The organism is Nocardia sp. NPDC056000, assembly GCF_042269265.1.
Classification (GTDB): domain Bacteria; phylum Actinomycetota; class Actinomycetes; order Mycobacteriales; family Mycobacteriaceae; genus Nocardia.
The window spans coordinates 140,066-155,537 of the sequence record NZ_JBHJXS010000020.1; the positions used below are offsets into that span (position 1 = coordinate 140,066).

The following is a 15,472-nucleotide window of genomic DNA, read 5'->3' on the forward strand; positions in this document are numbered from 1 at the left end:
GTGGTGCCCCGCACCGCTGCCGAGCGACAGGCAGCGGCGCGGGGGTCTTTTCGGGAGGGGTCAGAAGAGCGGATCGTGGCGGATGTTCTTGGTGGAGGTCCCCGCGGCCATCAGCCGGAACTTGGTGGTCTGCACCATCGACGGCGACCCGACGATCTGCACATCGCGATCGTCCCAGGCGCCGAAACTCGCGACCACCTTGCCGATTTGGCCGACGACGCGCGGTTGCAGGCCCGGATGTTCCTTGGGCTCACTGGAATTGGAGAGCTGCCACCACGGATCCTCATCACTCTCGGTGACCGGGGTGACGGTGAGCCATTTGTTGGACTGCGCGAGCTGTCCGAGGATTTCCAGATCGTAGAGGTCGCACGGGTAGTGACCGCCGACGAACAGATCGACCTTGGGGTTGGAGCGGCGCTGGGTCATGGCCATGAGTTGTGCTCGCAGCGGGGCGATTCCGGTGCCGCAGCCGATCATGAGCATCTTGCGCCGGGTATTGCGGGGCACGCCGAGACCGCCGAGCGGTGAGCCGATCAGCCATTTCTCGCCGACCTTGGTGTGCCCGACCATGGCCGGGCTGACCCAGCCGCCGGTGACGCCGCGAATGTGGAATTCGATCTCGCCGCTGGGATTCGCGGGAATCGCCGGGGAGAGATAGCGCCACATGCGAGGGCGCGAGGGGATCTGCACGCTCATGTACTGACCGGCCGCGTATTGGATGGGCTGATCCAGTTTGAGCCGCACGATCGCGAGATTGCGCAGTACCTCACGGTGTTCGATGACGGTGCCGGTCCAGACCGGTGGTGTGGTCTCCCGGTCCGCGGCCTCCATCATGGTGGAGGCGATGACCGTGAGCCCCTCGTCCCAGGCCCGGCCGATCTCATCGGTCCACAGCTCGGTGCCCGCGTACGACTCCAGCGCGGCCTTGAGTGATTTCCCCACTGCCGCATAGTGTTCGCCGACCACACCGTATTTGCGGTGATCGCGGCCGAGCTGCGCCAGGAAGGGCAGTAGCTTATCGGGTTCCTCCAGGCGGTCCACCACATAGGCGATGGCCTTCACCAGCCGATCGCGCTGGGCGTCCAGCGCTGCCGGGAAGAAGTCTCGAACCTGGGGGTACTCCGTGAAGAGGATGGCGTAGAACGATCGAGCGAGTTTTTCGGGGCCACCATCCTCCGCAGCTACCGCCTTGAACGTCGTTCTTATCAATGCGACGGTCCGCGAATCCATTTGTGTCACAACCCCATTTCGCACTCGAACACAAGCCAGGGCCGGTGAGTGCAGTGCTGCGGGACACTCGACAGCAGCCGTTGCTGAGCAACTATAGGCGAGGTTTGCCAGCAACGGAATGAGTCGTTTCAACAACATGCCTGTAATTCCCCGAAAACGATCCTGCTGCAACCAAACCTGCACGAAAACAGACTGTTCAACTGGGAAACGCCGGTGGACACCGGCTTTCGGCTACCGATCTTGGGGGATTCGTTTTGCAATCTTCAGTAAGGGAGCGATCCTGCCGCAACCATGACAGGCGATGAATTCCCATGCCACAGCTGGACAAAACATACATTTAGCAAACAATACAACCGAGCGGTCTGTATTAATTTCACGGCCCGCCACCGCAATAGAAAAGCAGCGCCCCGACATTCGGAGCGCTGCTTCCCGTTTCCCGCTGGCTATCGCGTGCGGCGTTGCCCGGCTACTGCGTTCGCCGATGCCGCGGCTGCCACACCACCAGCGCCGTACTGCGCTGCGGCGGAGTCAGATCCGGGCGGTACCCCGCACGGAGCCGATCCACCTCACCGCTCAGTTCCGCGACGCGCTGCTGGAGTTCCTCGACCTGATTGGTGAGTTCGATGATCCGTTTGATGCCCGCGAGATTCACGCCCTCGTCCTGGGACAGGCGCTGTACCTCGCGGAGCAGCTGCACATCCCGATCGGAGTAGCGCCGCCCGCCGCCCGAAGTACGTTGCGGCGAAACCAAACCCAGTCGGTCATAGGTGCGCAGCGTCTGGGCGTGCATGCCCGCCAGCTGCGCCGCCACCGAGATCAGGAAGTACTGTGCCTCGGCGGCTTTCTTCGGATCGGAACTCATCACGCACCTGCCCAGCCTGCACGCGGATCGAATCCACTGGTCTTCTCCGCCTCCGCATAGCGCCGGAGCGCTTCGGCGGCATTGTCGTCCAGCTTCTGCGGGATGGCGACCTTGACGGTGACGAGCAGATCGCCCGCCCCGCCGTCGCGCTTGGGCACACCCCGCCCGCGTACGCGCAGGGTGCGGCCGTCGGCGGTGCCCGGGGGCACCTTGACGCCGACGCGTCCCTCCAGTGTCGGCACGGAAACCGTTGTACCCAAAACCAGTTCGCTGTAACTGACCGGCAGCACCAGGGTCAGATCGTCGGCATTGCGGCCGAAGACCTTGTCCTGGCTGACGTGCACGGTGACGAACAGATCGCCGGGCGGTGCGCCCCGCAGACCCGCCTCACCCTGACCCGCCAGCCGAATCCGCTGCCCATCGCGCACCCCCGGGGGAATGCGCACGGTGATGGTGCGGGTCCGATTCTGGATACCGGTGCCGTGGCAGTCGACGCACGGATCATCGATGATCGATCCGGTGCCCCGGCAGTCCTCGCACGGTTCGCTGAATCCGAACGCGCCCTGATTGCGGCTGACCACACCGGCGCCATTGCAGTGCGGGCACACGCGCGGGCTGGTGCCCGGCTTGGCGCCGCTGCCGTGGCAGGTGGTGCAGGCGGCCGGACTGGTCATGCGCAGCGGAACCGTCACGCCCTGGGCGGCCTCGCGGAAGCCCAGTGTCGTCTCGGTTTCCACATCGCTGCCGCGCCGCGGCCGCGACGAGGTGCGGGTGCCGCCCCGGTTGAACAGTCCGCCGAGCAGATCGCCCAGTCCGCCGTCACCGGCGCCGGCCTGCTGCCCGCCGAAGATGTCACCCAGGTTGAATTCCTGCGAGAACCCGCCGCCGGGCTGACCGTAACCGGCGCCCGGAGTGAAGCCGCCGCGGCCGAAACCGCCGCCCGCGAAGAGCTTTCGCGCTTCGTCGTACTCCTTGCGCTTCTCCGGATCGGACAGCACGGCGTGCGCCTCGCTGACCAGCTTGAACCGCTCCTCGGCCTTGGCGTCACCCGGGTTCTTGTCCGGATGCAGGTCGCGGGCGAGTTTGCGGTACGCCTTCTTGATCTCGTCCTGGCTGGCGCCGGAGGCGATACCCAGCTCCTTGTAGAAGTCCTTCTCGAGCCACTCCCGGTTCACCGGGCATCTCCTCCTCTCGAATTCCTCGGCGCCGCGGTCCCATTCGGGACCACCGGCTTCGCGGTCTCGCGAGAGACCGCCCGAACGGCCCCGGCCGGGGCCATCGGTGTGTTACTCGGTACCAGCGGCATCGGGGCCGGCGTTCGTCGTATCCGATGCGGCCGGGCCGTTCAGATCCTCGGGCGCGTCGGTGACCCCGACCATCGCGTGCCGCAGCACCCGATCGCCGAAGCGGTAACCCTTGCGCATGACCATGCCGATCACCGGCTCATGGCCGGAGCCCTCATGCTGGACGGCTTCGTGCAGGGTCGGGTCGAAAGGATCGCCCGCCGCGCCGAATTCCTCCAGGCCCTGCTTCTGCAGGGCGGTGGCGAGCTTGTCGGCGACCGCCTTGAGCGGTCCCTCCAGATCGCCGTGTGCACGCGCGCGGTCCAGATCGTCCAGCACACCGAGCAATTCGCTGACGACCGTGGCCTTGGCATTGTCGATGGTGGCCTTGCGGTCCCGTTCGACACGGCGACGGTAGTTGGCGTATTCGGCGGTGAGCCGCTGCAGATCCGAGGTGCGCTCGGCGAGTTCGGCGCTGATGGCGTCGGCGAGGGAATCCTCGCTCAGCACGTCGGCGGCCGAAGCCGCGGCGAAATCCTCCGCCGCGACATCGCCTACCTCACCCGTGACCGGTTCCTGTTCCGGGTTCGGGTTCGTCACTTCTTCTCCGGCTCCTCGACGACCTCGGCGTCGACGACGGTGTCATCGGCATCGGGCGCGGCCTGACCGTTGCCCGAGGCGGCCTGATCCGCGGCGCTCGCATCGTAGATGGCCTGGCCCAGCGCCTGCGACTCGGTCGCGAGCTTCTCCACCGCGGTCTTGATGACCGCGATATCGGTGCCCTTGAGCGCCTCGTTCGCCTCGGCGATCGCGGCCTCGACCTTTTCCTTGATGTCGCCGGGGACCTTGTCCTCGTTGTCCTTGATGAACTTCTCGGTCTGGTGCACGAGAGATTCGGCCTGGTTGCGGGTCTCGGCCTCTTCGCGACGGGCCTTGTCCTCCGAGGCGTGCGCCTCGGCGTCCTTGACCATGCGATCGATCTCCTCCTTGGACAGGCCGGAGCCGTCCTGGATCTTGATCGTGTTCTCCTTGCCGGTGCCCTTGTCCTTCGCGGTCACGTGCACGATGCCGTTGGCGTCGATGTCGAAGGTGACCTCGATCTGCGGCACGCCGCGCGGGGCCGGCGGGATGCCGGTCAGCTCGAAGGAGCCGAGCAGCTTGTTGTGCGAAGCGATTTCGCGCTCACCCTGGAAGACCTGGATCTGCACGGACGGCTGGTTGTCGTCGGCCGTGGTGAAGGTCTCGGACCGCTTGGTGGGGATGGTGGTGTTGCGCTCGATGAGCTTGGTCATCACGCCGCCCTTGGTCTCGATACCCAGCGACAGCGGGGTGACATCGAGCAGCAGGACGTCCTTGACCTCACCCTTGAGCACACCGGCCTGCAGGGCGGCGCCGACGGCGACGACCTCGTCCGGGTTCACGCCCTTGTTGGGCTCGCGGCCACCGGTCAGCTCCTTGACCAGTTCCGAGACGGCGGGCATACGGGTCGAACCACCAACGAGGACAACGTGATCGATGTCGCCGACGGCGATGCCCGCGTCCTTGATGACGGACTGGAAGGGCTTGCGGGTGCGGTCCAGCAGATCGGAGGTGATCTTCTGGAACTCGGCGCGGGTGAGCTGCTCATCGAGGAAGAGCGGGTTCTTGTCCGCATCGACGGTGATGTAGGGCAGGTTGATCGAGGTCGACTGCGAGGACGACAGTTCGATCTTGGCCTTCTCCGCGGCCTCGCGCAGACGCTGCAGGGCCATCTTGTCCTTGGTCAGGTCGATGCCCGAGGACGCCTTGAACTTGTCGACCAGCCAGGTCACGACGCGCTCGTCCCAGTCGTCGCCACCGAGGTGGTTGTCACCGGAGGTCGCGCGGACCTCGACGACGCCCTCGCCGATCTCCAGCAGCGAGACGTCGAAGGTGCCGCCACCGAGGTCGAAGACCAGGATGGTCTGTTCCTTGTCGCCCTTGTCCAGGCCGTACGCCAGCGCGGCCGCGGTGGGCTCGTTGACGATGCGGAGCACGTTCAGGCCCGCGATCTGCCCGGCCTCCTTGGTGGCCTGGCGCTGCGCGTCCTCGAAGTAGGCGGGGACGGTGATGACCGCGTCGGTGATCTCCTCACCGAGGTACGCCTCGGCGTCGCGCTTCAGCTTCATGAGCGTGCGCGCGGAAATCTCCTGCGGGGTGTACTTCTTGCCGTCGATCTCGACGGACCAGTCCTCGCCCATGTGGCGCTTGACGGACCGAATCGTGCGATCGACGTTGGTGACGGCCTGGTTCTTCGCGGGCTGACCCACGAGTACCTCGCCGTTCTTCGCGAAAGCGACGATGGACGGGGTGGTGCGCGAACCCTCCGAGTTGGCGACGACTACCGGCTCACCGCCTTCGAGAACGGCGATGACCGAGTTGGTGGTCCCGAGGTCGATACCGACCGCACGAGCCATGGTGATTCCTCCTGGTTGACGTACCTATGTGTCTTAGCGGCGAGATCCCTGCCCGTCCGGCGGGCAGGAATCTTCAGCAACACTGAGCGTGGTCGGCTCAATCCTGCACCCGATATCCGATCGGTGCAAGTTGAACTTGAGTCCGTCGCGCTCAACCTTGTCTGAACAGCACCAACTGGTGACTCACGACATCTATTCCCGGGGGAGCGGAGAAATCTCCCGAAAGTGAGGTTACTTCGCGACGTTCACCATGAGCGGCTCGCCCTGCATCGAAACCACCAGGTAGCCGGTGCGCGAACCCTGCGTCGTATAGATGGAGATGGCCGGATCCTCACCGGTCCTGCGCTCGATGCTGATGTGCGAAACCGGAACGCCGGGCAATCCGGCCGAGGCGGCTCCGCCCGCGATCAGACCGGCCAGTTTCGGCAGATCGATGGTGGACAGATCCAGCGACTGGACACTGGAGCTGCGGGCGGTGTCACTGCTGCCGCGGAAGCTGCCGTCGTAGTTGTAGTAGTCCTCACGGCCTTCCTTCGTCGACGGGCGCTGGATCGACACCCGGTCGGGGAAGATCGTCACCTGGTCGACGGTGGTGTCGCCGAAGTGATCCCGGTATGCCGCAACGAAACTCGCGAAACCCGCACCGGTGGTGGCGTCCGGCATATCCGGTTTGGAGACGGTATTGCGGGCGATGCAGCCGCCGAGTGCGCCCACCACGGTCGCGACGCAGAGCGCGGCTATGGCGATCTTCCAGCGCCGCAGGTCATCTCGGCGTTGCGGCCGAAGCAGTGCGGTGCCAACGAGATTCGCCGGAATCTGGAGATCGTCGATGAGCTTGTCGAGATCTCCGAAGGTGCGCGCCTCCATCGCGGCAGCGGTGCGCCGCGCGTGTTCGGCCTCGGTCAATTCGCCTTCGGCCTTGGCATTGTCCAGTAGCGCGCAGGCGTCGACTCGGTCGGCGTCGCGGACGCGCATGCTCTGGTTCCGGTAGTCGGCCATATCCGTCCTATCCCTTGAACGGTGACGTGCGGGTGACCACACCCGCCGGGGTGGCATCGAGGAAGCCGCCCTCAGTGGCCTTGTTGCTCACGTAGATTCGGACGATCGGGGCCGGAACCCCGCGCGGGGAGGACGTCGAATCGGGATCGAAGCTGATATGGCTGATCGTCCCCTGCGCGACATTCAGGTCGGTGAGCGCCCGCGCGGCCAGTGCGCCGATGGCCGTCGTATCGACGCCACCCAGGTCGAAGACCGGGGCGTCGGATTTGCGGGTGGTCGGCGTCGAGCGTTGCTTGAATCCGCCCTGATAGTAGTACTCCGCCTGGCGATTCGACTGCCCCGGCACCATGCGCTTCAAGATCGCGTAGTCGGGATACAGGGTCAGCTCATCGACGGACAGATCGCCGAACTTGGCTTTGTACAGTGCGAAGAACGCCGCGATCCCTTCTCCCGTATGGAGATTCGGGATCTTGACCACGACGGGCTCCACCACCCCGAGGTTCACCCCGGGCGGCGCGGCCGGAATCGGCGCGGGCCGATTGACCGCCGCGAATCCCGCGATGAACAGCGCCGCGCAGGCCGCGAGCACGCCCACCCCGAACAGCTTTCCGCGATACGACCGCGGCGGCTGCGCCACACCGGGAGCGTTCGCGGACCGTTGCAGATCGGAGGTGAGATCGGCCAGTTCCCCCAGAGTCCTTGCCTCCCCGGCCAGTTCGGTCAGGGCGCGATCGTCCGCCTCGTTCAGCTGCCCGTCGGCGAGTCCGGCGTCGAGCAAAAGACAAGTTGCCGCACGATCGCTGTCCCGCGCCCGAGTACGGGTGGGATACCGGCTCGTCTCGACCGGTTTGGTCGGCGGCGCGGTCACCCCCGCCGCCCCCTTGGTGGGTTGCAGATCCCCCGTCAGCCGCGCGAGCTGCTCCAGCGTCTGCGCCGCCTGCGCCCGCTGCGACCGCTGCTCATACTCGTCCGCCCCCAGCTGCCCTTCCTCATAGGCGGCATCGAGCCGGGCCCGGGCATTCACCCGGTCGATATCACGCGCCCGCAATCGCCCGGCGCTGGCGGAACCCGACGCATCGGACGATCTCGCACTCACACGCGGATCGTATCCGCCCGGGCAGCGGATAGGGCGGCAACCTGGACACGCGCTATGTCCGAAATACCCGGTTTTCGCAGGTTGGCGGGCAAGATCTAGACGTTTGGACCGCTGCGACCGGAGGAGGCCCGATGGATGTGCGTTTCGGCATTTCGATCCCGCCCACCGCGGCGGCTCTGGAAGACGTGCTCGATATGACCAAGGCGGCCGAGGATGAGGGGCTGGATCTGGTCGGTATCCAGGATCATCCGTACGCGCCGGAATTCGGCGATACCTTCGCCGTCGTCGGGGCCTGTCTGAGCGCGACCGGGCGGATCACCGTCTATCCCGGGGTGGCGAATATGCCGCTGCGGCGACCGTCCATGATCGCGAAACAGGCCGCCACTTTCGACCTGCTCAGTGGCGGGCGCTTCGAATTGGGCGTCGGCGCGGGGGCTTTCGAGGACGGCATCGTCGCCATGGGCGGTCCGGCGCTGAAGGGCCGTGCGGCGCTGCGCGCCCTCGAAGAAGGTATCGAGATCATTCGCGCGGAATGGCGGCCCGGCCGCCTGGTCGCCGTCCAAGGTGACGAATACACCGTCCAGGGCATCGCGGGCGGTCCCGCCCCGGCGCACGATATCGGCGTCTGGATCGGCGCGATGGGCCCGCACGCCCTCGACCTGATCGGCCGCACCGGCGACGGATGGGTTGCGCCCCTGCCCAATTGGCTCCCCTGGGAACACTGGCACGCCGCCCAGGACCGCATCGACACCGCCGCCCGCGCCGCACACCGCGACCCGGCCGCCATCACCCGCATGGCCGCCCTCCCCGGCGTCATCAGCGACCGCTCCCTCAACCCTCGCCCCCGCGGTAGGGACCCCATCCAAGGCTCCGCCCGCGAATGGGCGGAAATCATTGCGGCCCTGCACAAGAACGCCCGCTTCGACACCTTCATCTACTGGCCCCCGGGCTTCGACGTAGATCAAATCCACCGCTTCGCCCGCCAGGTCGTCCCCGCCGCCCGAGAGCTGCTCGAGTCAGCCACCTGAACCTCCCGGTCAGTTCAGGAGGGGGAAGCGACCCGAATCGATCAGTCCGGCGATGGCGTCGATCTTCGCCTGTGGCGCGGCGTAATCCGGGTGTGCGCCGAGGATGGCGGCGGCATCGCGGAGGGTGGACATCTGCTGGGCGGCGGCTGCCACGCCGCGGCCGCCGGGGGTGACCTGGTGTCCGGCGAATGCGGGGCGGTGGGGATCTATGCGGCCGAGTTCGAGAGCCTTGTCGACACGACGTGAACACCGGCAGGGTGCTTGGGGATTGGCCAGGCCGCAGGTGTCGGTGAGGAAATTTCCGATGCGTTTCTTGGCTCGCTCCAGGCGCTTTCGATAGGCGGCGGGGGTGGAGTCGGTGATCCAGGCCGCCTCGGCGGAGGACAGCGCGAAGATATCGGAGAGCACGAAGGCGACGCGTTCGTCGCGCGCGAGACATTGCAGCATGGCCTGGGTGCAGTTCAGCCGCACCTCGTGGGTGAGCAATTCGCCCTCGGGCCCGCGGTAATCCGCTTCGGCCAGGCCGTCTCTCAGGTCCTCGCCGAACGCGTCCAGGCTGACCTGCCGCTCCTCCTGGGATGTCTTGCGCTTGAGATTCAGCAGGTAATTCACACCGATCCGATACGCCCACGTCAGCAACTTCGCCTCACCCCGCCAGGTGCCGAGGTGCCCGACCACGCGCAACAGAATCTCCTGGGTGGCGTCCTCGGCGTCGGCGGGCCGCCACACCATGCGCAGCGCCAGCCGGTAGATCGGATCCTGAAGCAGCAGCACCACTTCGCCGATAGCGGTCCGATCCCCGGCGACGGCCCGCGCGACCAGTGCGAGCTCATCCGCATCCGGCCCCTGCCGGACAGCACTCTCGTCGGTCTCCATGACCGCCAGCCTGGAACGGACGGCGGTGCGGCGCAAGCGTCGCGGGCGGGGATCACGGGGCGTGTCGAGTGCGCGCCCCGTGATCAGCCCTGCCACGGCGGATTCAGGCTACCGCCGGGGTGGTGGTGAGGGCGTGCCGCCGAATCCAGTCGGCGACGGCCGTGCCGATGGCGTCGGGCTGGTCCTCGGGGCAGTGGTGTCCGGCGGGGCCGATATTCGCCACCTCGGCGGCGGCGAATGTGGTTGCGGCCCAGTCGATCATCTCGGGTGAGCCGAGGCCGACGCCGTCCTGAACGGCCATGACGAGTTTGGGCACTTCAGGTGTGTCCGCCATCCAGCGGTCGTAGTTCTCGATGGCGGCGACCACGTCGGCGGGCTCGCCGTCGAGCGGAAACTCGCGCGGCCACACCAGCATCGGCTTGCGCGAGGCCGGGGTCGGGTACGGCGCGCGGTAGGCGTCCAGGGCCTCGAGGGTCAGCGAGCGGGTGGAGGCGGGCAGGTTGAATTCGATGAACATATTGCGTTCCAGGACCATCTCCTCGCCCTCGGGCGAACGGAAGCGCCGGAACAGTTCCGCGCCCGCGGGCGGCATCTCCGACCAGAGCATGGGCCGCAGGAAGGTCTCGACCACGGCGATACCGCGCACCCGGCCGGGATGCCTTGCCGCCCAGTCCATTCCGAGCGCGCCGCCCCAGTCGTGACCGACGATGACGACCTGATCCAGCGCGAGCGCGTCGAACCAGGCGTCGAGGTAGCGGGCGTGATCGGCGAACCGATAGTCGCTGTCCGGCTTACCGGAAGCGCCCATACCGATGAGATCCGGTGCCAGCGCCCGATTTTCGCCGCTGACATGCGGAATCACATTGCGCCAGATGTAGTTCGAGGTGGGATTGCCGTGCAGGAACACCACGGGGATGGCCCCGCTGCCGGTGTCGCTGTAGTTGATGAACGAGTCGAGCACGTCGACGGTGGCCATGAGGTTGTCCTTCCAAGTGTTTTTCGCCTTCACCTGGTTGGACACGCACGGCCGCCGCCTGTGACTACCGAGCCGAGTGATCCACCTCACAGGCCGCGGCGGTACCGGGCGCGGCGGTGAGACCGGGGTGGATACCCGGGGTCAGCCCGTTGCCGACGGCCGCGCGCTGCAACAGCTTCACCATGACCGCCCGTTCGTCATCGTCGAGCGCCGACAGGATTTCCGCGTCCAGTCCCCGCGCCAGCGCGGTGGCTTCGGTGAGCAGTTCCCGGGCCGCCGGAAGCAGGTGCACCGCGTGCGCGCGCCGATCGGCGGGATGCCTGCGGCGTTCGACCAGCCCGCGTTTCTCCAGGTCGTCGACGAGTCCGACCATCACATTGCGGTGAATCCCGAGCGCCTCGCACAGCTGCTGCTGCGATCGCCCGTCATTGGCCTCGAGAATCCGCAGCGTGCCGAACTGCGGAGGTTTGATGCCGAGCGGGGTCAGTAGTTCGGCGAAGCGGTACGCGGAGTGGGAGCCCAACTGCCCCAGCAGGAATGCGGGGGAATCGAACAGCCGCGGGTACTGGGTTCCGGCGTCATCGCTCACCTCGCCAGACTACAGCAATGCACAAAATATGAATGCCCTCTTGATTGATAATCACTTCATGTGCATAGTTTGAAGGGTCGCACCACCCACCAATCGAAGAGAGCTCGCCGTGGCTTCCGACACCCCCACCCTGGAAAATCCCCCAAGTACCCTCGACCCGCGCCGCTGGATCGCCTTCGCCGTCATCCTGGCCGCCGGGTTCATGGACCTGCTCGATGTGACGATCGTGAACGTCGCCGTCCCGAGCATTCAGAAAGACCTCGAGGCCGAGTACTCGCAGATCGAATGGATCATCGCCGCCTACGTGCTGTCCTTCGCCGCGGTGCTCATCACCGGCGGCAGGCTCGGCGATATCTACGGCCGCAAACGCCTGTTCCTCATCGGCATGACCGGTTTCACCCTGGCCTCGGCCGCCTGCGGGCTGGCCTCGGACCCCACCCTGCTCATCGGCTCGCGCTTCGTACAGGGCGCGATGGCCGGGCTCATGGTGCCGCAGATTCTGGCCATCATTCGCGTCACCTTCCCGAAGCATGAGCGCGCCAAGGCGATTGCCATCTACAGCGGTGTCGGCGGTTCCGCGTCGGCGGTCGGGCTGTCGCTGGGCGGGCTACTGGTGCAGTGGAATCTGTTCGATCTGGGTTGGCGGCCGATCTTCCTGGTGAATATCCCGGTCGGCATCGCGGCGTTGATCGCGGCGAGCATCGTCATGCGGGATTCACGGTCCGCGCACGCGCCGCGCCTGGATATCGCCGGCATGATCCTGGCCATCGGCGCGGTGGTGCTGCTGGTCTACCCGCTCACCGAGGGCCGCCAGAAGGATTGGCCTGCTTGGACATTCATCATGATCGGGGCGGCCGCCGTGACCTTCGCGGCCTTCGTGGTCTACGAACGGCGGCGGGCGCGCACGGTCGGCTCACCGCTGATCGACCTCGATCTGTTCCGGTCCCGCCCGTTCACCGTGGGCCTGTCCAGCTGGCTGCTGTTCTGGATCGGCATGGGCGGCTTCTTCCTCATCTGGACCCTGTTCATGCAGGCCGGACTGGGCTGGTCGCCGATGCGGGCCGGGCTCACCTCGGTGTTCTTCGCGGTCGGCGCGGGTATCGGCGCGGGCACCTCGGTGAGTGTGCTGGCCCCGAAGTTCGGGCGCTGGGTGCTGCTGGCGGGCGGGCTGATCACCGCGGGCGGTTTCGGCCTGTACGGCTGGCTGGCCACGCACTACGGCAGTGATTTCGCGTCCTGGCAGATGGTGCTGCCGCTCATCGTGACCGGCACCGGTTTCGGCATCGTGGTCGCGCCGACCATCGACATGCTGCTCGGCCAGATTCCGGAGCGGGAGGCGGGCGCGGCCTCCGGACTGCTCAATACCGGTCAGCAGCTGGGTTTGGCGCTGGGTGTGGCGCTGGTCGGCATTATCTTCTTCGGGCAGCTGGATCATGATTCGGCGCGCGGGGTGGATGCGGTGACCGCGCAGACCCGCACCGAATTGAGCACCGCCGGATTGCCCGGACCCGCGCAGGAGCAGATTCTCGCGAGTTTCCGTGCCTGCGTGCAGGATCGGTCGGCGGCCGTGGATCCGTCCGCGGTGCCGGACAGCTGCCGCGGTACCGGCGGTGACGCGCGCATCGCGACCACGCTCGCCGATGCGGGCGCGGAGGCCAACGCGGTCAACTTCGCGCACACCTTCCGGTACACGCTGGCCTGGGGCATCGGATTGATGGCGCTGGTCTGCCTCGGTTTCGCGGCACTGCCCAGGGACGTGAAACTGGAACAGCACGAGCTCGTCGACCTGGACGACGAGCTGGTCGGAGTCTGATTCCGCCCTCGATAAGGCCCGCGATACGGCCCGCGAATCCGGTGGAAACGCCGGATTCGCGGGCCGTTCCCTTTCCGCCGCCGCCCGCGACGGGAAGAATTCAGCACTGACAACGTCTTTCGACAGGAGTGCACCATGCGGGCGGTCACGGTAACCAAGGGCGAATTCCGAGTCGAGGAGCTACCGGAACCCATTCCGGGACCGGGGCAGCTGGTGATCGACGTACTGCGCTGCGGGATCTGCGGATCCGATCTGCACGCGCGCACGCACTGCGACGAGCTCGCCGATATGGCGGCCGCCACCGGCTACCAGCACTTCATGCGCTCGGATCAGAAGGTGGTGCTCGGGCACGAATTCTCCGGTGAGGTGGTCGATTACGGGGCGGGCACCCGCAGGCGCTGGAAGCCGGGGACGCCGGTGGTGGCGCTGCCCATCCTGCGCGGCGGGCGGGTGCCGCATCTGACCGGACTGTCCGCGTCCGCGCCGGGCGGGTACGCGGAGCAGACGGTGGTGCAGGAATCCATGACCTTCGCCATCCCCAATGGGCTGTCCGCCGAGCACGCGGCACTGACCGAGCCGATGGCGGTGGGATGGCACGCGGTGCGCAAGGGGCGCGTCGGCAAGGGGCAGACGGCGTTCGTAATCGGTTGCGGACCCATCGGTTTGGCCGTCATCACCATGCTGAAGGCGTCCGGCGTGCGGCTGGTGATCGCCAGCGACTTCTCCCCGCGCCGCCGCGAGCTCGCCGCCGCCTGCGGTGCGGATGTGGTGGTGGATCCGGGCGTGGATTCGCCGTGGACGGCGTCGCCGAAGAAGGCCCGCATCACCGGGGCGTCCGACATCCTGAACCTCGGCTTCGACGCGATGGAAAAGCTGCGCCGTATCCCGAATATCCCGTGGTGGTACGTGTTCCGGGCCGCGCACAGTCTCAATCAGGGTCCGGCCGGGCCGGTCATCTTCGAATGCGTCGGCGTACCCGGCATTCTCGATCAATTGCTGACGGCGGCCCCGCCCATGTCGCGCATCGTGGTGGTCGGTGTCTGTATGGAATCGGACCGCATCCACCCCGCCACCGCCATCAACAAGGAGATCGAACTCCGCTTCGTGCTCGGCTACGACCCGGGCGAATTCCGCGACACCCTGCACATGATCGCCGACGGCAAGGTCGATCCGACGCCCCTGATCACCGGTACGGTCGGCCTGGATGGCGTGGACGCGGCGTACACCACCCTCGCTTCCCCGGACCACCACGCGAAGATCCTCATCGATCCGCGCAGCACCGCGACCACTCCCTGAGGCGAGCCGCGCCCTGCCATTCCGGCGTGGTGCGGCATCCCGCGCTATGCGTTGCGGGGCAGGGTGATTCGAGCGAATGGCGTCGTCGGAGGCTCGTGCAGGATGTCCAGCAGGCCCTCGGCGCTGCGGGCGGCGGTGAGGCAGGCGTTCGCCATGAATTGATCGGCCAGTGGGTGGCGGGCTCGGGTCCGCCACTTCTGGACGGCGGCCAGCGCCCGATCCCGCTGGGTGTTGACGTCGGTGTGCGACGGCAGGCCGAGGCGGCGGTGCGCGGCGACGCCCGCGCCGCCGATCAGGCGATGCAGTTCGGCGAGATCGGCCGGGGCGAACGGGAGTTCCTCGGCGCGCAGATGACCGAGCAGGCGGAGCTCGGTGAATCCATGCACATCCGCTAACAAGGTCCGCACCCGCGGCAATAGCGCATCGGCCTCGGTGCCCGGGTTGGCGACCAGGATTCGAGCCAGTGCCGTGAGCGCCGAATGCGCCTTCAATTCCTCCGCGCGCTGGGCGAATTGCACATCCAGCACGGTGCGCAGTTCATCGAGTCCACTGCGCTGAGTGAGTTCGGCGGCAAGCGTTGCCGAGTCGCGCACACCGAGCCGAATCAGCGTGACGGCCAAGCGGATTCCGAACAGGCCGAAACGCGCCGCGAGATGTGCGCGCAGTTCGGGCGGCAGCGGTAGCGGCAGATCGGGCCGCGCGAACCGATCCGCCGACAGCAGTGCGGCGGCGAGCGTATCGGTCGGCACCCCGGCCAAGGCCTCGAACGCCTGATATTCGCGCTGCCGCAGCGTGGCGGCCGCGAACGCCAGCAGCCCGGCCACCGGAATCACCGACTGGCACAACCCCGTTCGCTCCAACTCGGTCGCGAATCGCGACGCCACATCCCGCGCCGAATTCAACGCGTCGATGCGCCCCGCCCCGATCTCATCCGCCCGCGACACCACCCCGATCACCCCGAGCGGAGCGCTGGTCCCACCCCCGGCCGT

The 15,472-nt window shown here is 66.9% G+C and carries 13 protein-coding genes and 1 pseudogene; 3 read left to right on the top strand and 11 right to left on the bottom strand.

What is annotated here, in order from left to right; all coding sequences use genetic code 11:
- Positions 1 to 60: 60 nt before the first annotated feature.
- The 7 genes from ACFC4D_RS43150 to ACFC4D_RS43180 form a co-directional block, all read right to left on the bottom strand.
- Positions 61 to 1,230, bottom strand: coding sequence for a globin domain-containing protein (locus tag ACFC4D_RS43150; protein ID WP_375961010.1), 1,170 nt, complete (start codon positions 1,228 to 1,230; stop codon positions 61 to 63).
- Positions 1,231 to 1,696: 466 nt separating this feature from the next.
- Positions 1,697 to 2,092, bottom strand: coding sequence for a heat shock protein transcriptional repressor HspR (locus ACFC4D_RS43155; protein ID WP_364636264.1), 396 nt, complete (start codon positions 2,090 to 2,092; stop codon positions 1,697 to 1,699).
- Entirely contained in the window at positions 2,092 to 3,267 is a 1,176-nt protein-coding gene (gene dnaJ, locus ACFC4D_RS43160; protein ID WP_375961013.1) for a molecular chaperone DnaJ, read from the bottom strand. The genes ACFC4D_RS43155 and dnaJ overlap by 1 nt, the downstream gene beginning before the upstream one ends.
- 111 nt (positions 3,268 to 3,378) lie before the next feature.
- Complete coding sequence (gene grpE / locus ACFC4D_RS43165; protein WP_364636270.1) at positions 3,379 to 3,975, bottom strand: nucleotide exchange factor GrpE; 597 nt, start codon at positions 3,973 to 3,975, stop codon at positions 3,379 to 3,381.
- A complete protein-coding gene (dnaK, locus tag ACFC4D_RS43170; RefSeq protein ID WP_375961015.1) occupies positions 3,972 to 5,810 on the bottom strand; it encodes a molecular chaperone DnaK in 1,839 nt (612 codons plus the stop codon). The genes grpE and dnaK overlap by 4 nt, the downstream gene beginning before the upstream one ends.
- Positions 5,811 to 6,041: 231 nt before the next feature.
- Positions 6,042 to 6,809, bottom strand: coding sequence for a DUF1707 domain-containing protein (locus tag ACFC4D_RS43175; protein ID WP_376072274.1), 768 nt, complete (start codon positions 6,807 to 6,809; stop codon positions 6,042 to 6,044).
- A gap of 7 nt (positions 6,810 to 6,816) precedes the next feature.
- Entirely contained in the window at positions 6,817 to 7,905 is a 1,089-nt protein-coding gene (locus ACFC4D_RS43180; RefSeq protein WP_376072277.1) for a DUF1707 domain-containing protein, read from the bottom strand.
- A 131-nt stretch (positions 7,906 to 8,036) separates the two neighbouring features.
- On the opposite strand from ACFC4D_RS43180, the gene ACFC4D_RS43185 reads away from it, so the two are divergent.
- On the top strand, positions 8,037 to 8,933 hold the full coding sequence (locus ACFC4D_RS43185; RefSeq protein ID WP_376072279.1) for an LLM class flavin-dependent oxidoreductase: 897 nt from the start codon (positions 8,037 to 8,039) through the stop codon (positions 8,931 to 8,933).
- A 9-nt stretch (positions 8,934 to 8,942) separates the two neighbouring features.
- Here the strand turns inward: ACFC4D_RS43185 and ACFC4D_RS43190 are convergent, their stop codons facing one another.
- The 3 genes from ACFC4D_RS43190 to ACFC4D_RS43200 all read right to left on the bottom strand — a co-directional run bounded on the left by ACFC4D_RS43190 (position 8,943) and on the right by ACFC4D_RS43200 (position 11,374).
- A complete protein-coding gene (locus ACFC4D_RS43190) occupies positions 8,943 to 9,809 on the bottom strand; it encodes an RNA polymerase sigma factor (protein ID WP_376072282.1) in 867 nt (288 codons plus the stop codon).
- A 103-nt stretch (positions 9,810 to 9,912) separates the two neighbouring features.
- Positions 9,913 to 10,785 carry a haloalkane dehalogenase gene (locus ACFC4D_RS43195; RefSeq protein ID WP_376072285.1) on the bottom strand — a complete coding sequence of 291 codons (873 nt, stop codon included), beginning with the start codon at positions 10,783 to 10,785 and terminating at the stop codon, positions 9,913 to 9,915.
- Positions 10,786 to 10,849: 64 nt separating this feature from the next.
- The gene (locus tag ACFC4D_RS43200) at positions 10,850 to 11,374 is read right to left on the bottom strand and encodes a MarR family winged helix-turn-helix transcriptional regulator (RefSeq protein WP_375961027.1); all 525 of its coding nucleotides are present in this window, start codon (positions 11,372 to 11,374) and stop codon (positions 10,850 to 10,852) included.
- Between the two features lie 109 nt (positions 11,375 to 11,483).
- On the opposite strand from ACFC4D_RS43200, the gene ACFC4D_RS43205 reads away from it, so the two are divergent.
- Both ACFC4D_RS43205 and ACFC4D_RS43210 read left to right on the top strand, forming a co-directional pair.
- A complete protein-coding gene (locus ACFC4D_RS43205; protein ID WP_376072288.1) occupies positions 11,484 to 13,187 on the top strand; it encodes an MFS transporter in 1,704 nt (567 codons plus the stop codon).
- A 135-nt stretch (positions 13,188 to 13,322) separates the two neighbouring features.
- On the top strand, positions 13,323 to 14,483 hold the full coding sequence (locus ACFC4D_RS43210; protein ID WP_364636297.1) for a zinc-binding dehydrogenase: 1,161 nt from the start codon (positions 13,323 to 13,325) through the stop codon (positions 14,481 to 14,483).
- 44 nt (positions 14,484 to 14,527) lie between these two features.
- Here the strand turns inward: ACFC4D_RS43210 and ACFC4D_RS43215 are convergent.
- Positions 14,528 to 15,472 (bottom strand): annotated as a pseudogene (locus ACFC4D_RS43215) (Isoniazid-inducible protein iniC); the annotation flags it as partial.